Raw genomic sequence first — 18,801 nt, 5'->3', positions numbered from 1 at the left:
CCCAGCCGCGGAACCGGTGAGAGCCGATGAGCCATCTGACGCCCGAGCAGGCGGTCGACCGCCTCGAGGAACTGCATCGCACCGCCTCGATGGCGCTGCGCAACGCCGTGGCACTCTACGTCGAGAAGGGCACCGTGCCCACCGCGGCCGAGCGCGCCCGGCTGCGCTATCCCGAACTGCGCGTCCACTGGCAGCCCGAGGGCGCGGTGCAGTTCACGCGCCGGGCCTGGGCCAAGTTCCAGTCGCCCGGCGTCTATGCCACCACCGTGACGCAGCCGGCCCACTTCCGCTCCTATCTGCTGGAGCAGCTCCGGCCGCTGGTCGAGGAGTTCGGCGCGCGGATCGAGGTCCGCGTCAGCGAGCAGGAGATCCCCTACCCCTTCGTCATCGAATCCGGCGACGAGTTCGTCCATGGCGACATTTCGGTCTCCGAGCTGGCGCGCCATTTCCCGACGCCGGCCTTGGCCAGCGTCGGCGACGAGATCGCCGACGGGCTATGGGAGACCAAGGAAGGCCAGCCGCGGCCGCTGGCCCTGTTCGACGCCGTTCGGGTCGATTTCTCGCTGCGCCGGCTGCTGCATTACACCGGCACCTCCTGGCGCTCGATCCAGCCCTGGATCCTCTGCACCAACTATCAGCGCTATGTGGATCAGTTCGTGCAATGGGGGCTGGAGGAGCTGGCGCGGCCCGACGGGCCCTATACCGAGCTGGTGCTGCCGGGCGGCGGCTCGGTGCGGCGCGGCGACGACAGCGAGACCGCGATGGCGACCGTGACGGCCGCCCCCTGGGAACGCTTCCAGATGCCGGCCTACAGCCTGCTGCGCAGCGACGGCCAGGGCGGCGTCACCATCATCAATATCGGCGTCGGCCCCTCAAACACCAAGAACGCGACCGATCATCTGGCGGTGCTGCGTCCCAATTGCTGGCTGATGATCGGCCATTGCGGCGGCCTGCGGCAATCGCAGACCATCGGCGATTATGTGCTGGCGCATGGCTATCTGCGCCGCGACCGCATCCTCGACGAGCTGGTGCCGCCGGAGGTGCCGGTCCCGGCGCTGGCCGAGGTGCAGCTCGCCTTGCAGGAGGCGGCCGGCCTCGTTACCGGCGAGCGCGGCGACGGGCTGAAGCGGCGCCTGCGCACCGGCACCGTCGTCAGCTATGCCGACCGCAACTGGGAACTGCGCTGGGCGCAGGAACGAAGGCGCATCAATCTGGGCCGCGCCATCGCCGTCGATATGGAGAGCGGCACGCTGGCGACCCAGGGCTATCGCCTACGGGTACCCTACGGCACGCTGCTCTGCGTCTCCGACAAGCCGCTGCATGGCGAGATCAAGCTGCCGGGGGCCGCGACCGCCTTCTATAAGCGCGCGGTGGGCGAGCATCTGAAGATCGGCCTGACCGCCGTGGAGCTGCTGCGCAGCCAGCTCGGCTCGCTCCACTCGCGCAAGCTCAGGAGCTTCGACGAGCCGCCCTTCCGGTAAACTCAAGACTAGCCATCAAGAGCCAGCCTTAAGCTTTCTTCACCTCCCCCCTTGAGGGGGAGGCTGGGGTGGGGGGTGGACGCACTCTCGATGCGGACTATGTTCGCGCGGCGGAAAGTTCTTCGATCATCGTGCTCTTCGATCACCCCCCACCCTAACCTCCCCCTCAAGGGGGGAGGGGTGAAGGAGGAGGATGGTGGAGCCGAACGAGGCTAGAGCATCACCGGCGCGAAATTCACCTCGAGCCCTTCGCGGGAGGCGAAGCGCTTCAGGTGATCGGCGACGACCGCTTCGAGCTTCGAGAGCGTATCGCCATCCGGCGCCTTGGCCAGCAGGCTGAGATGACCGGCGCTGACGGCGAACGCCAGGGCGCGGCCCTCGCCGAAATCGACGCGGCCGTTCCGCGCGGTGTACTGCACGACGAATTTGTGGGCCCAGTGCTTGCACAGCTGCTGCACATAGCGCGCGCCGTTTTCGGTGGCGACGCGGGCCTCGGACATCGAGATCCCGGACATCATGACTCCTAAAGGCGGCATCAGCCCGCGGGTGTAAAGGGTCCGCGGCAACCGCTCATGCGCGCAAGATGGGAACATCGAGGCGCGGAGTCACCGCGACCGTCTGTAGCAGCGCGCAGCCCGCTAACCACGTCGCGCCGCAATGCCGCCACGATCGGCGATCGCGTCGTCAGAGGATCAAGGACTTATGTACCGATCATTCCGAAGCGGGACATTCATGGTTAGTAACAAATGAAACAATCGGCCGCGACGCGTTGCCGCTCATGACGGCGCCAGCGCGATCAGCTCGCGCCTGAAGGCGATTTCGGCCTCCGGCTCGTCCATCTCGCGCGCATAGCGATGGCCGGCATAGACCGCGGCGGCGATCGTCGAGGGCGCGTGGCAGTCGCCGATGCGCGCGAGCGAGGTGATGCCGGCGGCCTCGAGCGCCTCGGCGCTTTCCGACAATTCGAGATAAATGCCGTCATTCGGCAGCCGCATCGTCACCAGCAGCAGCGTCCCGCATGCCATGCGCCGGCGGGCGCCGTTGTGGCTGTGCTCGAGCTCGATCTCGCCTTCCTTGGCGGAGGCCACGAGATGCTTCTCGAGGACCGACACGCCGATCTCATGGAGGCGCTGCTCGATCATCGGCTGCTCGAGCGTGAATTTGGTCCAGGTCGAGATGTCGGAGGCCGGCGTCACCAGCGTCACCTCATGGCCCTCCAGCCGCAGCTTCTCCGCCAGCACGCCGCCCATATAGTAATGGTCGTCGTCATAGACCACGACGGGACCCGTCACGGCCTTGCCGGCGAAGATGTCGTCGGGCGTCAGCACATGAGCGAGATCGAGGCCCGGGATCGGGGTCGAGCGCCAGCGAGCGATCCCGTCGCGCCGCCAATGGCCGCCGGTCGCGATCACCACCTTGGCGAAGCCGTAGCCGCGGATGTCCTCGGCGCTGAGCCGGCTGTCGAGATAGAGCTGCAGGTTCGGCATGCGCCGGATCTGCTGCAGGCGATAATCGCGCACGCGGCCCCAGGTGGCGAGGCCCGGCAGTCTGCTTTCCAGTGCGACGCGGCCGCCCACCTCTTGCCTTGCTTCGGCCAGGGTCACCTCATAGCCGCGCTGGCCCAGCGCCCGGGCGGCCTCGAGGCCCGCCGGACCCGCTCCCACGATCAGCACATTGTCGTCGGATTTCTTCGCCGCGATCTTCTCCGGATGCCAGCCCTTGCGCCATTCCTCGCCGGCGGTCGGGTTCTGGGTGCAGCGCATCGGCACCATGGTGAAGTCGGAGGAGACGCACATATTGCAGCCGATGCATTCGCGGATATCGTCGATGCGGCCTTCCTCGATCTTCTTCGGGAGGAAGGGATCGGCGATCGAGGGCCGGGCGGCGCCGATGAAATCGAGCAGGCCGCGGCGCACCTGCGAGACCATCGTGTCGGGCGAGGTGAAGCGGCCGACGCCGACCACGGGTTTCGTCGTCACCGTCTTGACGAAGCGGATGAATTCCTCCTGCGATCCTTCCGGCCCGAAGCGGGACGGCATGGAATCGCGGACCCATTCGCGCAAATTCACGTCCCAGAGATCGGGCAGCTCGGCCAGCATCTCGATCACCTCCCGGCCCTCGGCGAGATCGGGCTGGCCGTCTGGTTTCATCGGGTCGTCGACGGTCCAGCGGATCGCGACGGCACAGCGCCCGCCCACCGCCTCGACCATGTCCTCGGTCACCTCGCGGGTCAGCCGCAGGCGATTCTCGAGGCTGCCGCCGTACTCGTCGGTGCGGTCGTTCAGCGTGCGCGAGAGAAAGTTGCCGTTGATCGAGGTATAGGCGCGGACATAGACATAGATGATGTCGAAGCCGGCGCGCTCGGCCCGGAGCGCGGCCTCGCGATGCCAGCGGCGGTAATTGCGGATATCGGCGCGGTCCATGCGGCGCGCCTGGGCCGGGTAATAGCCCTCGCCCGCCGGCGCGTGGCTGACATTGACCGGCACCTCGCGACTGAAGAGGCAGGCATCGCGGTTGGCGGTATGGGCGAGCTCGACGCCCGCCAGCGCCCCATGCTTGTGGATCGCCTCGTTCATGCGGGCGAAGACCGGAATGTCGAGATCGTCCCAGAGCCTGCCCTCGGCCAGCGGCGATAGATCGCCGCTCGGATGGATGTCGGTCTCCTCGGTGCAGACCACGGCCCAGCCGCCTTCGGCCTTCATGCCGCGCATGCCGATCATCGAGCTCGGATAGGTGATGCCCATGCCGTTGCAATGCGGCACCTGGAAGAAACGGTTCTTCGCGGTCACCGGGCCGATGCGGACGGGCTCGAACAGGATGTCGTAGCGGGGATCACGTGACATGGAATGCTCTCTCAGGGTCAGCAGGAATGCGAATCGGGGCACGCGCGGGCATCGCGGCACCGAGGTACCGCCATAACACACGATTCGCCAGGGGGCCCGCCAGGGGCGTTGTTTTTGAGACCAATGGCCCCTTGGTCTTGCCCCGGGTGCCGCGCCTCGCCACACTCGGGTCCGTTTCATTTCGCAAAGCCAGAGGACACGCGCATGACCGGGATGTTTTCGCTGACGGGCAAGGTGGCGCTGGTCTCCGGCGCCTCGCGCGGGCTCGGCTGGGCGATGGCGACGGGGCTGGCCGAGGCCGGCGCGCATGTCGTCATCAATGGCCGCGACGAAGCCAAACTCGCGCTCAAGGCGAAGGAACTCGCCGACCGCGGCCTCGGGGCCAGCGCGCTCGCCTTCGACGTCACCGACGAGGTCGCGGTCCGCGACGCGATTCCCGCGATTGTCGCGCGACAAGGGCGGCTCGACATCGTCATCGGCAATGCCGGGATCCAGCATCGCGCGGCGCTGGGCGACTGGAAGCTCGCCGACTGGCAGCGCGTGATCGACACCAATCTCTCGGCGTGCTTCGTGCTGGCGCGCGAGGCCTCGGCGCCGATGATCCGCCAGGGTGCCGGCCGGATCATCTTCACCACCTCGATCGCGGCCAATCTCGCGCGCGCCACCATCCCGGCCTATGTCTCGGCCAAGAGCGGGCTCTGGGGGTTGACCAAGGCGCTGGCGGCCGAGCTCGGGCCGCAGGGCATCACCGTCAATGCGATCGGGCCCGGCTATTTCGAGACCGAGATGAACGAGGCCCTCCTCGCCAACGACGAGTTCACCGCCTGGGTCAAGGGCCGCACGCCGCTGAGGCGCTGGGGCAAGCCGCCGGAAATCGCCGGCGCGGCCGTGTTCCTGGCGTCGGACGCGGCCTCATACGTGAACGGCCATCAGCTCATGGTCGATGGCGGCTTCGGCAGCGTGTTCTGAGACCGGAAGACCCGGCTCGGGTCCGGAGGCGGCAGCCCCCTTCCCCGCGCGGGGCCCGCGGCGGCTCGATTCATTGCGAGGCCGAGAAGAAGGTCCAGAGATCCGTGGGCTCACCCGGCGGGGGCGGCAGGGCCGCGGCCCAGCGCAGATTCACATGGATGGTGCCCGGATCGGCATCGATCGAATGGATGCCGATGGCAAGCGTGACGACGTCCCCCGGCCTCCGCATGATCCCGTCGATCAGAAGCGGCGCGTCGGACTCGAGGCGATAGTCGCCGCCGATGGCGATTTCGAATTCGGTGGCATCGCCGGAGACCGGCAGATCGAGATCCTTGCCGGCGACGAAGATCATGCCCCAATGCTGCAGATAGTTGGCCTGGAGGAAGGCGACGTCTTCCGGCAACAGCGCCCGCTCCGGGACCACGGTCACGCCGGGGACCAGGGCGCCGTAGAGCGACGGCGAATCCGCGAGGAGCAGCGGCGGCTGCGCCTTCGCCACGAGGTCCCGGAACACCGGCTCGCCCGCGTCGCGATATTTGTCAACGCCCCAGCTGCTCATGAAGAAACCCGCCCGCGGGAAACCCGACACGACGCCATAGCCGTCGATATAGGGAACCGGCTCGGGGAAGACGGCATGGACCACATCCAGGGTCCCGCGTTGCGGCCCGATCGCATCGGGCAGGTTCGCCGTCGTGCGAAGCAGCAAGATGCCGATCTGGAAAACGATCAGCAGGGCGAGCAGCCTCAGACTCCGAAGCTGTCTTGCGTCAGAGGCGCTCTGCCGAATCCGATCATAGACGAGGCCGACGAGGATCGCGGCCGGCGGCAGAATGAAGGCGTAGTAATAGGCGAACGCATTGCGATAGATGAGCGGCGTCAGGATCGGAACCGCGAGCAGCAGGGGAAGCCAGCGCTCCCATCCGCCGTCCGTGTCGCGCGCACGGGCCGCCCGCCACGCGATCACCGCGCCCTGGACCGCGAGGAACCAATAGAGGGGATTCTGGGCGATATCGACGAGCAGCTCCGGCCATCGGGGCATCGGGCCGTCCTCGAGGAACACCTTCGCTGCCGTTCCGCGCAGATACCCGGTCGCGCCGCCGATGGCGGGCTGCGCCAGGCTGAAGACATGCAGCATGTAGAGGCCGCCGAGGACCAGCCCGAAGCTCAGGCCGAAAGCGAGCGCGAGGCGGACGCGGTCGCGGGACCCGGCGCCGAGGCACCAGATCACCGGGCCGATGAGTGCGACGTAGAACGCCGTCTTGATCGTGACCAGCATGGCCACGGCCAGCGCGACGCCGGCAAAGGCAGCGCCGCGCGGTCCCCCCGGCTTTCGCAGCACGAGGAACAGCGACAGGAGAACGAGCAGCGTCGCGATCGAATCGGTCCGGAAGCTGGTGCCATGCTCGATGACTGCGGTGGTGGAGAGATAACCCAGCACACCGAACAACGCGGCCTCGCGCGAGAGGAAGCGCCGCGCGATGCCCAGCAGCAGCAGGGCGCTGCCGATCGCGCAGCACGCCATGACGGCCCGGGCGATCAGAATCTGTCCGATCTCGCTTTCGGCCACCGCCGGCAGCCAGGAGAAGAAATGGACATGGATCGTCTGGAACCGGTCGCTGACGGACCCGCGCAGATAGTCCTGCACGAAGGACAGATAGTAGAACTCGTCCCAGTTGATGTTGATGCGGAAGATGAGAACGAGCTTCAGCCCGAGCGCGAATGCGAGCGCGCCCACCAGCAGGAGCCTGGCTCGCAGGGCGATCCGACCGGAAACGCCGGCAGGATGCGGCAGCGCCGATACCGGGGTGACGGCCTCGCTCATGGCGATGTCGCCTTCAACTTCCTGGCCGAGTTCCCATCGCGGATCGGCAAGGACATGATGAGGTCTTTGAAGCTGCGCCCGATGGAATCGGGGCCGATCTGGCTCCGCAACCTTTCGAACGAGCCGGCATCGGGCTCCATTTCCCCCGAAGCGACGAGATCGCGGATGCCCGCGAGGAGCGCATCGGCGTCGCCGGCCCTGACGAGCCTGACGCCACGGGCCCCGTCGCCGATCCACTCCCGCATGGCCGGAGACTCCCGGGTGACCAGCGGACGCCCCGCCGCAATCACCTGGAACGCCTTGTTGGGGATTACCCGGGCTGCCTTGCCGGATTCACCGAAGATGCCGAGGCAGATGTCGGCCTCCGCCATTTGTTCCCGGAGCTCCGCATAGGGGACCCAGTCGATCCATGTCAGATGCGGCACCGGCCGCGCCGCAAGCCGCTCGCGAATCCGCGACGCCTCCTGCCCCGTCCCGATGATGGTCCAGGCCAGACTGTTCGGATCGGATCGCGCGGCGGCCTCGACGATGGTCTCGATGCCGTGCAGGGGAATGAACTGCCCGTAGAACAGAACCCGGCAGGGCTGGCCCGGCCGTCGCGAGCCGCGCTCCGGCAAGGGCGCGAATGACCCGGGCTCGGCACCGACGAAGAGCGAGGCCGTGCGGCCTGCCGGCAAGCCGAAGCTCGTCTCGAACCAGCGCGCATGGGCCGCTGTATCGAGCAGCACCAGATCGGCTGCCCGACAGGCGAGCCAGTCCCAGGCCCAGAGGAGGCGCGCCACCGGGTGCCGCGGCCGCAGCATGGCGCGATCCTCGACGACGGTCTCGTAGAGCGACAGGAAGGCGTCCCAGACAATCGGGATGCCGCGCAACCGGGCGAACGGCCACAGCATCAGCACGTCGAGATGACCGAGATATCCGACGATGACGACGTCATGGGACGGCGCGCGCAGATAGCGCCAGATCAATCCGGGATAGGCCGCGAGCATCCTCGCCATCCGGCCGAGGATGGCCCACCGATTGCTATGCGCCTTGTCCTCGACCCCGGCCCAGACCTCGGCATGGCATTCCGCGAGATCGACGCCCGCCTCGCGCAGCCCGCGAATGAGAATCCGGGTCCGGGGCTTGCCCAGATCATAGGTCCCCCAGATGACGGCGCGGACTTGCCCGGGACATGTCGGCATCAGGGAAGGTTCCCCTGCGCCACGCCCGCCAGGGAATCCCGGGGCGGCCTGGAAAGTATGCCGGCCGTGACCAGCGCCAGGGCGATTCCGCCGGCCCAGATCGACATGCCGATGCCGGTGGCCAGCAGCGCCCCGTGATAGGAGAAGGCCCGGGCCAGGGGCGCATAGAGCGCCACCATGGCGACGATGCCGACGATGGAGAAGATCGAGGCAAGGCCGAGATTGGCGCGGCAGGAGAACAAGACCTGCTGCAGGCCGATGGCGAGGCTGATCGGTATCAGCAGCCAGATCGCCTCGCCCAGGATGCGCCCAGCCTGGAGATATTCCAGGCCGAAGACCAGGGATGTCAGCGACGGTGCCAACCAGGTGCCCAGCAGACTGAGCGCCGCGCCGACGGCGGGAATGGCCACCAGCATCGCCCTCGCGGCACTACGAGTTTTTCCGTCGTCCCGCACCGCCGAGCGCGACAGGACCGGCAGTGCCACGCTTCCGACGAGATAGGGGATCGTGAGCAGATATCCGGTGATCTGCATGGACAGCGCGAAATGCCCCAGCGTGTCGCCGACGCCCGCGATCTGTCGAAACAGCACGATCGGTGCCTGCAGAAACCAGGTCACCGTCATGGTGTAGATGGCGCCGGGGACGCCCGTCCCGATCAGCCGAAGCGCCTTTGCCGAAAGGCCGGTGAAATCGATGCGCGTGACCTTCCTGGCGACGATGAAGACGCCCACGGCCGCCTGCATCCACCACAGCGTCGCGTGGATGATGCCGATCGCGAGGATATTTTGCGGCGCCAGGAACCAGAGCGTCAGCATGACGATCACGAATTCGAGCGGCCGAAAGAAGAGGTCTATCGGCAACTGACGGCGCGTGACCTCGAAGGCGACGAAAGCCGAGCTGCACCAGAGCCAGATCGCGCGGCCGAGAAGGGCGCCGGAAAGAACGAGGATCAAAGGGCGTGCCGTCTGATTCGGCTCGAAAACGCAGCCGGCGACCGCGGACAGAATAGCGACCAGGGTGGCAATCGCGGCGCGGAGGGCCAAGGTGGACCCCGCCAGGCTCGGGGCCCGCGCGGGATCGCGGCCGACTTCCCGAGCGAGCACCATGTCGAGCCCGAGATAGGTCAAGGTGATGAAGGTCAGGTACCAGGAATAGCCATAGGTCAGCGTGCCATAGAGGTCCGGACCCAGCAGCCGCGCCAGGAGAATGGCATAGCCGCACCCGATCAACGTCGTCAGCATCTGGCTGCCGAGAAGGAAACCGAAGTTCCGCAGGATGGAGCTGAGGCCGGGAGAGATTCTCATGGGGAGATCGGCCGATCCGCCGGCCCGATATCGGGGCCGGCAGCGAGGGCGCGCTCGATGGAGTTCCTGATATCCCTCATGGGCGCAGAAGCCATCCTCATTGGCAAAAAGACGACGCCGGCTGCGTCAGAAGGCTCGTTGCGCGGGACCCTTGCGCCCCAGGAGACCGTCCCAGAGTCCGGCGAGGCAGGCTCGCAGTTTGGAAGCCTTCCGATCTTCGAAGAGGAAAACGCCGATTATAATCTCAGACATGGCTAACAGCTGGTAAACGAGCCAGTGCGGAAAGGCCGCGCCATAGGCCCGCATCACATGCACGCCGTTCCGGAACATGTAGTATTTCCGCAAGGGACCGTGATGCATCGGCGACAGGGTCACAGCGGCGATCGCGCTCTGCCGTTTCGCGCCGATACGGTGCGACATCCGCGCCTCCGGGCTGACGAGAATCCGGTACCCGGCCTGCCGGGCGCGCAGGCAATATTCGAAATCAACCAGATCGATGAAGAATTCGGTCTTGAACGGTCCCAGCGCCTGGAACGCCTTCACGCTCGTCAAGGTACCGGAGGTGATGACGAGCGTGACACCGTTGGCTTCGATACGCTCGCAAGGAACGCGCTCGAAGAAGGGCGGCCGCTTCTTCGGCCGCAGCCAACGATGGGGGGCGAGGTCGCTACCCTCATCCTGGCGGTTCGAACCGACCATCGCGACCCGGTCCGGATCGGCATCCATGGAAAGTGTCCGCAGCAACGCGGCGACAGAGCCCTCTTCGATCATGCTGTCCTGATCCATCGTCAGAACCCAGTCATGGCCCTCCTCGGCCAGAAGCTTCATCCCGCGATTGAGGGCCTCGGCGATACCCAGATTTCGACCATTCTCGAGGATCGTGACGCCGCGGCGGCTGGCGAAGCCGCCCTTCCAGGCGAGACAGACGGGATCCGAGCCGTTATCGACCACGACCAGCCGATCGACCTGCGCCAACAACCGCTCCAGACGTGCCGGAAGGTCGATGTCGGGAAAGTAGGTCACAACCAGCGCGGCAACGGTCGGGCCGTCACGACGATGATCCGGATCGCGGGCGCTCATGTCCGGGTCCGCCGGACAGGCGTTACAAAGCGAAACCCGAACCGGAGGCAGCTTCCTGGCGGGTGCAGCGGCAGCATTCTGGGCATGACGCAATCTGACCCGCCGCGGTTAAGGTCGGATTACCGCCGCGCCGCGATCGGGCTTGCGATCCTCGCTCGCACCGGCCGCCAACGATCGTCCAAGTGATTGGATAGGCTGTAAGTTCTCCGAAGATGCCCAAGGTTGCCGAAGAACGGCGACCGATAATCTGGGCAAACCGGACGCTAGGCTGCGCCGGCCTCGGCCTGGAACACCGTCTTCGGGCGCCCATTCAGAACCCGCTTGGGGTCCTGCACCGGCGGGCGGGCCGGTTTGAAGGCGCGCGTCAGGTCCGCGAGGAAGAGATCGCGGGCGACATTGGGGGCGGCGTCGCGCCGGAAGATCGCATAGCCGGTGCTGCCGCAGCTGAGCCCCGGCATGTTGATCGCACGGATCTCGCCGCGCTCGGCCCAGGCGCGGGCGAGATCGCGCGGCAGAAAGCCGACATAGCGGCCGGTGAGGATCAGCATCAGCCGCGATTCCATGCTGGTCGCGCGCGCCGTGACCCGCATCCGCTCCACCGCCTCGCAGATCTCGGCACCCTGCGGGGTCACCACGTCGATGCAGTCATACTGCGCCAGGATGTCGGCCGTGATCTCGCCATCGGCGATCGGGAAGATCGGATGACGGGCGCTGCAATAGAGCGCCAGCTTCTCCGAAAAGAGCGGTGTCATCGTCAGCTCGGGCAGCCGGCGCGGAATCACATTGACGCCGATATCGGCGCCGGCCTCGAGCACGAGCTGCGTCACATGCTCGGGCGAGGAAGAGCGCAGATTGATGAAGACGTCGGGGTTGCGCAGCGTGAACAGACGGATGGCATCGGCCACCTGCGCCCGGGCGCCGACGATCAGATCGTCATCCATGGCGATGGTGAACTCGCCAGCGACCCGCGACACGATCCGGCCGACGCTGTCGCGGAAGCCCGACATGCCCCGGAACAGCTCCAGGCTCGCCTCGTGGATCTGCCTGCCATGATCGGTCAGGCCGAAGCCCGCCCGCCCGCGCCGGCAGAGCTTCACCCCCAGCCGCGTCTCGAGCGCCGCGATGTCGGTGCTGATGGCGGACTTGCTCTTGTTGAGTTTCACCTCGGCCGCGGTGAAGCTGCCCGCCGCGACCACCGCGTCGAACACCTGCAGCAGCCGCAGATCGAAGGCCGTGAGCTCGGGAAGCTGCCGGGTCATGGCCGCCGCCCCGCGCTCGGAACCGCCCGCCGCCCGCTCGAAGGGTTCAAATCCAAGGCCATTACCTGCCTCGCTGGAGCAGTCGCCTCCCACCCCGAATTGCCGGCCTGCTCGTGCCTTTTGGCTTCGGGATCTTGAATTGTTTAAACAGTTACATAATTAATTCCGAGGGTCAATAAGGCCTTCTAGAGAGACTCCAGCTTTTTGGAGGGTTTTCGGTGGGAAGATCGATAACGCTGGGGAATCCGGGGCTTGCCCAATGGCGGGCGCGGCGGGCGGCTACTTCCGCGGCATCGGGGCGGTGAGACCACCCACCAGGAAGGGCACGATCTGGCGGACGCATTCGTCCAGATCTTTGGTGCTGCAGCTGCCGCCGGAATAGGCCTCGAGCCGATCGGAGTCGGCCAGCGTGTAGAAGTAGGCGCCGATCAGGAAGATCATGCGCCAATAGACGCAATCCGGATGCATGTCGCCGAGCGCGCGTTTGAGCGCGTTGATGTAGCGCGTGGTGGATTCGTCGTAGACCCGCTTGCGCAGGTCCGACATGAAATCGGGCGCCTCGTCCTGCAGTCGCGCATGCAGGCGCATATAGGCCACACCGCCCGCGCCCTGCCGCTTGATCTCGATCGCCGGTACGATGAAGGCGCGGACCAGCTCCTCGATCGTCGGCGGCTGCCCAGGGCGCGCTTCGAGCGCATCGAGCAGCCGGATGCGCTCGCGCCCCAGCTCCTGGCCGCGGCGCAGATAGATCGAGCAATAGAGCCCCTGCTTCGAGCCGAAGTAATAGCGAATCAACGCCTGGTTGATCTTCGCCCGCTGCGAGATCTCGCGTAGAGACGTGCCTTCGTAGCCGCGTGCGGCGAATTCCTCTTCCGCCGCATCGAGGATCTTGTCGCCGGTCGCGTTGTCGCCCGGACGCCGTCCCAGTTTTGTCGGCCGGTCCGGCGAGGGCTCCGGCTCGGCCATGTGGGTTTGCTTCGATCTCGTTTGCAGGGTCATGGTCTGTCTGTGGGCCGTGTTCGGGTCGGCGGCAAGAATAGGATCGGGGTCGGATTACCGGTCGAGGAACCGGTGGCCCGAGCCTGCCCCCGAGTGGCTCGGACAATGGGCATTTCGCGCTGTCCGCAAAAAGAAACAAGCACATCCCTGCGCGCGACGACGGGGCATTGAAGCCGATCCCCCGCGAAGGCGCAATGCAGGGACTCTGCCGCCTTGGCCGAGCTTGCGAGTCGCATATCAGAGATGATCGGCGATCCAGGCGGCATGACCCATCAACCGGGCATCGCCATGGAGCGGACCGATCAATTGCAGGCCCAGCGGCAACCGCTCGGCTTCGAGAAGGGGCAACGAGAGGCAGGGAGCGCCCAGCAGCGATCCCGGCACCGCGAAAGCCGGATCACCGGTGTTCTGGATACCGAGGGGTGCCGCTCCCGAGGCCGACAGGGTGACGAAGCCCGAGGCCCGGGACAGCAGGCCGGCACTGATCTTGCGGATCTCATCGCGGCGCGCCAGGGCAGTCCGATATTCCTCGGTGGTCAGATGCTCCCAGGATTTGAGCCGGTTGCCCAGATCCTCGCTCAGCGATCCAGGCCCGAGCTCGCGATAGGGCTTGAGCGGCCAGCGCAGCTCGTAGCCGCAGATCGTGTGCGTCATTTCTCGCGCCTCGCGCAGCAGGACTTCGAAGGCCTCGACCGCGGGATCGGTCTTGCGCGAGACGATCTCGACGCCCTGCTTCACCAGACGCGAAAAGGCCTCGTCGAGCTTCGCCTGCACCTCGGGGTTGCAGAGCGCCCAGCCGGCAGTGTCGAGACGGATCAACCGCGCCGGCATGACCGGCGGGCTGAGCACGGCGTCGCCGAACAGGCCCGGCTGGCCGGGATCGCCGCCGGCGATGCTGGCGATGCGATGCGCGGTGGTCCAGAGGTCGCGGAGATTGCCGGCATGCACCCCGATGCAGGCTTGACTCAGGCCGGAATGGCCGCCCTGCCGGTTGAGCGCGCCCAGGGACGGCTTGAAGCCGTAATTGCCGCAATAGCTCGCGGGCCGGATCAAGGAGCCGACCACCTGGCTGCCGATCGCGACCGGCACGAAGCCGGCGCCGACCGCGGCGGCCGAGCCGCTGGACGAGCCGCCCGGCGTGCGCTTGGGGTCGAACGGGTTGCGCGTGGGCCCGGGACTGTAGAAGCCGAACTCGGTGGTGACGGTCTTGCCCAGGATCACCGCCCCGCTCTGCCGCAGCGCATAGACCGAGGCCGCATCGCGCTTGCCCTGCCAGCCAGCGAAGATCGGGCTGCCCATCTGGGTCGGCATGTCGATCGTCTCGTAGAGATCCTTGATGCCGACGGGCATGCCGTCGACCGCCGACAAGGGCTTGCCGACGCGATAGCGCGCGGCCGATGCGTCGGCCGCCTCGCGCGCGCCCGTGACGTTCATCGTGACGAAGGCCCGGATCTCCGGCTCGCGCGCCTCGATCCGTTCGAGGCAACGCTCGAGATAGGCGCGCGGACTGTCGCTGCCGTCGCGGAACCGATCCACGGCGTCGTGAAAGGACAGCAGGCGGGTTTCGCGCGGATTGTAGTTCGACATGAGGTTCCTGTGGCAGCTCGAGGTCGGGAACAACTCTGCCGAGGCCGGCGGCGCTTTGGGTTCGCGGACCCCCGAATTGGACTTTGCGAAACTTTGAACCGAAGCGGGAAGCGCCTATCTATCATTTCCGCGCGATGCGATCGGCGCGATGTCCGCCGCCGGCGTCGCGAAGGCCACCCGCAACTCGGGAGATCGGAATCATGGCTCACGGCGAATATGGCCCGAAATTGTCGCGCGCGGCCGATGTGCTGGTGCGCGACCTGATGTGCGTGAAGCGCGGTGAGAGCCTCTTGATCGCGGCCGACACCGGCACCGACCGGGCCGCCGTCGAGGCGCTGCAGGATTCCGGCTACCGCCAGGGCGCCAAGGTCGCGAGCCTGATCCTGGCGCCGCAACTGCCCTTCCAGGGTGCACTGGCGGACGAATACATGCCCAGCCATGTCCGCGCTGCGATTAATGAGTGCGACGTCTGCATCGATCTCTGCTTCCCCTATCTCGCCGGTTCGAAGGCCTACGACCATGCGATGCACAACAACCGCACCCGCTATTTCCTCGGTGCCGATGTCGGCACGGAAGAGCTGATCCGGCTGATGGGCAAGGTCGATCTCGACACGCTGCTCGAGGTCGGCGACGTGTTCGGCGCCTATGTCCAGGAACATACCGGCAAGGAATGCCGGATCACGACCCGGGAAGGCACCGATGTCACCTTCGCGCTGGCCAAGCCGGACGGGCTCGGTCTCGCCAAGGCGACCAAGCCCGGCGGCTATTTCATGCCCGGCACGGTCCTCTTGCTGCCGGAGCTGAAATCGGTCGAGGGCACCATCGTCGTCCGTCATTTCTTCCACGAATACTATACGGAGTCCGCCGAGCCCGTGACCTTAAAGATCAAGGGCAAGGTGCAGGACGTCATCGGCGGCGGCTCCGAGCACAAGGTCATGCGGCGCTCGATCGCGCGCGCCGGCAATGGCGATTACGGCTATGTCGTGCATTTCACCTGCGGCATCCATCCCGCGGCGCGGCTGACCGGGAAATCCTTCATGGAGGATCAGAGGGTGATGGGCTCCAACGCCGTCGGGCTCGGCCTGCCCCCCTGGGAACCGGGCGGCGGCGAGAATCATCCTGACATCGTCTTCACCATGCAGTCGATCTGGATCGATGGCCAGCCGATCGTGAAGGACGGCGTGGTGGTTGGGCCGCCGCATCTGCGCGAGGCGATGAAGAAGCTTCAGCCGGTCTTCACCTGACCCTCGCTCGAATTCCCGCCTGCCAGCTCCCCGGAGAAACCGCGAAATGCCGATCAAGGAACGTGACGTCGAGTTCGAAGGCACGACCATGCATTGTTATGAGGGCGGCAAGGGCTATCCCGTCCTCATGATCCACGGCTCGGGTCCCGGCACGGCCTCGGCCACGAATTGGGCGCATGTGATGGAGCCGCTGTCGAAGTCCTATCGCATCCTCGCCATGGACATGATCGGCTATGGCAAATCCGGCCGGAAGCCAGCCAAGCCCTATTTCGACATGGATATGTGGGTCCGCCAGGCGATCGCGGCGCTCGATCTCCTGTCGCCGAAGGGACCGGTCGGCATCATCGGCCATTCTCTGGGCGGCGCCGTGGCGCTGCGCACCGCGCTCGAAGTGTCCCGGGTCAACAAGCTCATCCTGCAGGGATCGCTGGGCGCCCAGAAGAAGATCACCCTGCCGATTGCGCGCAGCTGGGTCGTGCCCAAGGACGAGAAGGCCTTCCGGCACTACTACAAGAACGTCATCCGGGTCCGGATCCCGCTCACGGACGAGTTCGTGAAGGGTCGCATGGCGCTGCTGCGCAAGGACGGATACGACAAATATTTCAACGCCATGTTCGTCGGCAACAAGCAGCGTTACGTGGATGCGTCGCGGATTTCGCCGCCGGCGCTGCGCAAGCTCAAATGCGACGTGACGATGATCCATGGCGCCGACGATGCCTGCGTGCCCTTCGAGGAGGGCGGCATCGAGCTGGCGCACCTTCTGCCGCAGGCGGATCTCTTCCGGCTGGCGGATTGCGGCCATCCCTGCTCGTTCGAGCAGCCGCAGAAATTTATGGCCCTGGCGAAACTGGCGCTCGGCTGATGCGCCGCCGAGCGTCCTGTTACAATACCGGCGTTGATGTCGCCTTCGGTTGCTGCGATGGGTGACTTGCCGTTCAGGGTCCTCTGCGGTTGGCCAAATCCATCCCGATCCGGGTAATCTCGCGACATGAAGATCGAGAACAGTTTCGACGTGCCGCTGCCGGTCGAGCAGACCTGGGACCTGCTCCTGGATATCCAGCGCGTCGCCCCCTGCCTGCCCGGCGCCGAGCTGCTCGAGACCATCGACGGCGACGCCTATCGCGGCAAGGTCTCGGTGAAGCTCGGGCCGATGGCGGTCACGTTCCAGGGCATCGCGCGGTTCGAGAGCAAGGACCCCGTCGCCCGGCGCGCCAATGTCAAAGCGAGCGGCAACGAGACCAAGGGACGCGGCGGCGCGCAGGCCAAGGTCGATTTCGCGCTGACTCCGGCGCCCGGCAGCGGAACCCGCGTCAAGATCGACACCGACCTCAATCTTAACGGTGCGGTCGCGCAGTATGGCCGTGCCTCCGGCATGATCAGCGACATCGCTCAGCAACTGGTCGACAAGTTCGCCGAAGCGCTGAAGCTCCAGATTCAGGCCGATGCCGCCCGCGCGGTGCCAGCCGCTGCGCCGGCACCGACCCCGAGCGCATCACCGGCCGCGACGGTCGCTGCAGCGGCGGCGCTGCCTCCGCCGAGACAGCCCGCGCCGGCCAAGCCGATCTCCGCCACGGAGCTGCTGATCGGCGCGCTGAAGCGGCGATTCCGGCGCTGGATCGCCTCGCTGCGGGGCCGGGCCCCGGAGGACCGGCGGTGAAACCCGCGCCCTTCGCCTATCACGCCCCCACCTCGCTCGCGGCCGCCGTCGATCTCCTGGCGCTGAGCGAGAATGCCAAGATCCTGGCCGGCGGACAGTCGCTGGTGCCGATGATGAATTTCCGCCTCGCGATGCCCGATCACCTGATCGACCTCAATCCGGTGACCGAGCTCGACCGTCTCGAGGTCAAAGCGGATTCGATCGAGATCGGCGCCATGACCCGGCAGCGCCGCATGGAGTTCTCCGCCGAGCTGCGCCAGGCCTGCCCGATCATCGGCGAGGCGATGCAGCATATCGGCCATCGCCAGACCCGCAACCGCGGCACCATCGGCGGCAGCCTCGCCCATGCCGATCCGTCGGCCGAGCTGCCGACCGTGGTGATGGCGCTCGACGGCGTGATCCATATCCAGGGTCCGCGCGGCGCCCGCGCGGTCCCGATGGCCGAGTTCGCCCTGGGGTTCATGACCACGGCGCTCGAGCCCGACGAGATCATGAGCGGCATCACCCTGCCGCGCTGGCAGGGGCCGCATGGCTATGCCTTCGTCGAGTTTGCCCGACGCCTGGGAGACTTCGCCGTGGCCGCCGCCGCGGTCATGATCGCGCTCGACGGCAAGGACACCGTCACGCGGGCCGCGATCGCGCTTGCCGGCGTCGGGCCGGTGCAGACGCGGCTGACTGCGGTCGAGCAGGCGCTGCTGGGCCATCGCCTCGAGCCCGCCTTGATCGACAGCGCCGCCGCCCTCGCCGCCGAGGGCGAGGCCAACGAAGACATCCATGCCAGTGCCGATTATCGGCGGCATCTGGCGCAGGTTCTGACCGCGCGTGGTCTCGCCACCGCGGCGCGGCGGGCCCAGGCCCGGATGAAAGGCTCCGCATGACCGCGCCCTCGACCGTCGCCCTGACCGTCAATGACCGGGCTTACGAGAAGCCGGTCGATCCCCGCACCACCCTGGCGGATTTCCTGCGCCAGGAGCTGGGCCTGACCGGCACCCATGTCGGCTGCGAGCATGGTGCCTGCGGCGCCTGCACGGTGCTTCTCGACGGGCAAAGCGTGCGCGCCTGCCTGATGTTCGCGGTTCAGGCGAGCGGCCATGCCGTGACGACGGTCGAAGGTCTGGCCCATCCCGACGGATCGCTCTCGCCCCTGCAAGCGGCCTTCCGCGAGCATCACGGGCTGCAATGCGGATTCTGTACGCCCGGAATGTTGATGACCTTGACCGAATTGCTGCGCGACAACCCCACGGCGACCGAGGCCGAGGTCCGCGACACGCTGTCGGGCAATCTCTGCCGCTGCACCGGCTATGCCGGCATCGTGGCGGCGGCCCTCGACGTCCTGGCGCGGCTCGCGCCCGATGTGAAAGGCCGCTGACCC

16 protein-coding genes are annotated in these 18,801 nt (G+C 66.7%); 7 read left to right on the top strand and 9 right to left on the bottom strand.

Annotated elements, in window-relative coordinates:
- Window positions 1-26 precede the first annotated feature (26 nt).
- Window positions 27-1,481, top strand: a complete 1,455-nt coding sequence (locus FRZ44_RS05425; RefSeq protein WP_151176218.1) for an AMP nucleosidase — start codon at window positions 27-29, stop codon at window positions 1,479-1,481.
- Between the two features lie 212 nt (window positions 1,482-1,693).
- Here FRZ44_RS05425 and FRZ44_RS05420 read toward each other — a convergent pair whose 3' ends face one another.
- Both FRZ44_RS05420 and FRZ44_RS05415 read right to left on the bottom strand, forming a co-directional pair.
- Window positions 1,694-1,981 (bottom strand): DUF2218 domain-containing protein, encoded by a 288-nt coding sequence (locus FRZ44_RS05420; RefSeq protein WP_225308555.1) that lies wholly within the window; start codon window positions 1,979-1,981, stop codon window positions 1,694-1,696.
- 276 nt (window positions 1,982-2,257) lie between these two features.
- Complete coding sequence (locus FRZ44_RS05415; RefSeq protein ID WP_151176217.1) at window positions 2,258-4,324, bottom strand: oxidoreductase; 2,067 nt, start codon at window positions 4,322-4,324, stop codon at window positions 2,258-2,260.
- Window positions 4,325-4,528: 204 nt separating this feature from the next.
- Here FRZ44_RS05415 and FRZ44_RS05410 point away from each other — a divergent pair, with 204 nt between their 5' ends.
- Window positions 4,529-5,293: an SDR family oxidoreductase gene (locus FRZ44_RS05410; protein ID WP_151176216.1), complete on the top strand. Its 765-nt coding sequence runs from the start codon at window positions 4,529-4,531 to the stop codon at window positions 5,291-5,293.
- A 70-nt stretch (window positions 5,294-5,363) separates the two neighbouring features.
- Here FRZ44_RS05410 and FRZ44_RS05405 read toward each other — a convergent pair whose 3' ends face one another.
- From FRZ44_RS05405 to FRZ44_RS05375, 7 genes are all read right to left on the bottom strand, one after another.
- Window positions 5,364-7,115: an ArnT family glycosyltransferase gene (locus FRZ44_RS05405; protein WP_151176215.1), complete on the bottom strand. Its 1,752-nt coding sequence runs from the start codon at window positions 7,113-7,115 to the stop codon at window positions 5,364-5,366.
- Window positions 7,112-8,299, bottom strand: a complete 1,188-nt coding sequence (locus FRZ44_RS05400; protein ID WP_151176214.1) for a glycosyltransferase — start codon at window positions 8,297-8,299, stop codon at window positions 7,112-7,114. Before FRZ44_RS05400 ends, FRZ44_RS05405 begins: the two co-directional genes overlap by 4 nt.
- The gene (locus FRZ44_RS05395; protein WP_151176213.1) at window positions 8,299-9,603 is read right to left on the bottom strand and encodes an oligosaccharide flippase family protein; all 1,305 of its coding nucleotides are present in this window, start codon (window positions 9,601-9,603) and stop codon (window positions 8,299-8,301) included. The genes FRZ44_RS05400 and FRZ44_RS05395 overlap by 1 nt, the downstream gene beginning before the upstream one ends.
- A 126-nt stretch (window positions 9,604-9,729) precedes the next feature.
- Complete coding sequence (locus FRZ44_RS05390) at window positions 9,730-10,683, bottom strand: glycosyltransferase family 2 protein (RefSeq protein ID WP_151176212.1); 954 nt, start codon at window positions 10,681-10,683, stop codon at window positions 9,730-9,732.
- 263 nt (window positions 10,684-10,946) lie between these two features.
- Window positions 10,947-11,942, bottom strand: a complete 996-nt coding sequence (locus FRZ44_RS05385; protein ID WP_151176211.1) for a LysR family transcriptional regulator — start codon at window positions 11,940-11,942, stop codon at window positions 10,947-10,949.
- Between the two features lie 279 nt (window positions 11,943-12,221).
- Window positions 12,222-12,908, bottom strand: coding sequence for a TetR/AcrR family transcriptional regulator (locus tag FRZ44_RS05380; protein ID WP_191908431.1), 687 nt, complete (start codon window positions 12,906-12,908; stop codon window positions 12,222-12,224).
- A 270-nt stretch (window positions 12,909-13,178) separates the two neighbouring features.
- Entirely contained in the window at window positions 13,179-14,528 is a 1,350-nt protein-coding gene (locus FRZ44_RS05375) for an amidase (RefSeq protein WP_151176209.1), read from the bottom strand.
- A 200-nt stretch (window positions 14,529-14,728) separates the two neighbouring features.
- On the opposite strand from FRZ44_RS05375, the gene FRZ44_RS05370 reads away from it, so the two are divergent.
- From FRZ44_RS05370 to FRZ44_RS05350, 5 genes are all read left to right on the top strand, one after another.
- Window positions 14,729-15,772, top strand: coding sequence for a M29 family metallopeptidase (locus tag FRZ44_RS05370; protein WP_151176208.1), 1,044 nt, complete (start codon window positions 14,729-14,731; stop codon window positions 15,770-15,772).
- Between the two features lie 46 nt (window positions 15,773-15,818).
- Window positions 15,819-16,634 (top strand): alpha/beta fold hydrolase, encoded by an 816-nt coding sequence (locus tag FRZ44_RS05365; RefSeq protein WP_151176207.1) that lies wholly within the window; start codon window positions 15,819-15,821, stop codon window positions 16,632-16,634.
- Window positions 16,635-16,760: 126 nt separating this feature from the next.
- The gene (locus tag FRZ44_RS05360) at window positions 16,761-17,429 is read left to right on the top strand and encodes an SRPBCC family protein (RefSeq protein ID WP_151176206.1); all 669 of its coding nucleotides are present in this window, start codon (window positions 16,761-16,763) and stop codon (window positions 17,427-17,429) included.
- Complete coding sequence (locus FRZ44_RS05355) at window positions 17,426-18,307, top strand: FAD binding domain-containing protein (RefSeq protein WP_151176205.1); 882 nt, start codon at window positions 17,426-17,428, stop codon at window positions 18,305-18,307. The genes FRZ44_RS05360 and FRZ44_RS05355 overlap by 4 nt, the downstream gene beginning before the upstream one ends.
- A complete protein-coding gene (locus FRZ44_RS05350) occupies window positions 18,304-18,798 on the top strand; it encodes a (2Fe-2S)-binding protein (RefSeq protein WP_151176204.1) in 495 nt (164 codons plus the stop codon). The genes FRZ44_RS05355 and FRZ44_RS05350 overlap by 4 nt, the downstream gene beginning before the upstream one ends.
- The last annotated feature ends 3 nt before the right edge of the window (window positions 18,799-18,801 follow it).

Origin of the sequence: Hypericibacter terrae (assembly GCF_008728855.1) — a bacterium.
Classification (GTDB): Bacteria; Pseudomonadota; Alphaproteobacteria; order Dongiales; family Dongiaceae; genus Hypericibacter; species Hypericibacter terrae.
The sequence above is the reverse complement of the archived record's forward strand: the minus strand, read 5'-3'. Positions and strand labels throughout refer to the sequence as shown.

Coding starts and splice junctions, on each gene's coding strand:
- FRZ44_RS05375 (WP_151176209.1), bottom strand. CDS start 14,528: ATGTCGAACTACAATCCGCGCGAAACCCGCCTGCTGTCCTTTCACGAC.
- FRZ44_RS05370 (WP_151176208.1), top strand. CDS start 14,729: ATGGCTCACGGCGAATATGGCCCGAAATTGTCGCGCGCGGCCGATGTG.
- FRZ44_RS05380 (WP_191908431.1), bottom strand. CDS start 12,908: ATGGCCGAGCCGGAGCCCTCGCCGGACCGGCCGACAAAACTGGGACGG.
- FRZ44_RS05365 (WP_151176207.1), top strand. CDS start 15,819: ATGCCGATCAAGGAACGTGACGTCGAGTTCGAAGGCACGACCATGCAT.
- FRZ44_RS05385 (WP_151176211.1), bottom strand. CDS start 11,942: ATGACCCGGCAGCTTCCCGAGCTCACGGCCTTCGATCTGCGGCTGCTG.
- FRZ44_RS05425 (WP_151176218.1), top strand. CDS start 27: ATGAGCCATCTGACGCCCGAGCAGGCGGTCGACCGCCTCGAGGAACTG.
- FRZ44_RS05350 (WP_151176204.1), top strand. CDS start 18,304: ATGACCGCGCCCTCGACCGTCGCCCTGACCGTCAATGACCGGGCTTAC.
- FRZ44_RS05400 (WP_151176214.1), bottom strand. CDS start 8,299: ATGCCGACATGTCCCGGGCAAGTCCGCGCCGTCATCTGGGGGACCTAT.
- FRZ44_RS05395 (WP_151176213.1), bottom strand. CDS start 9,603: ATGAGAATCTCTCCCGGCCTCAGCTCCATCCTGCGGAACTTCGGTTTC.
- FRZ44_RS05420 (WP_225308555.1), bottom strand. CDS start 1,981: ATGTCCGAGGCCCGCGTCGCCACCGAAAACGGCGCGCGCTATGTGCAG.
- FRZ44_RS05360 (WP_151176206.1), top strand. CDS start 16,761: ATGAAGATCGAGAACAGTTTCGACGTGCCGCTGCCGGTCGAGCAGACC.
- FRZ44_RS05415 (WP_151176217.1), bottom strand. CDS start 4,324: ATGTCACGTGATCCCCGCTACGACATCCTGTTCGAGCCCGTCCGCATC.
- FRZ44_RS05390 (WP_151176212.1), bottom strand. CDS start 10,683: ATGAGCGCCCGCGATCCGGATCATCGTCGTGACGGCCCGACCGTTGCC.
- FRZ44_RS05410 (WP_151176216.1), top strand. CDS start 4,529: ATGACCGGGATGTTTTCGCTGACGGGCAAGGTGGCGCTGGTCTCCGGC.
- FRZ44_RS05405 (WP_151176215.1), bottom strand. CDS start 7,115: ATGAGCGAGGCCGTCACCCCGGTATCGGCGCTGCCGCATCCTGCCGGC.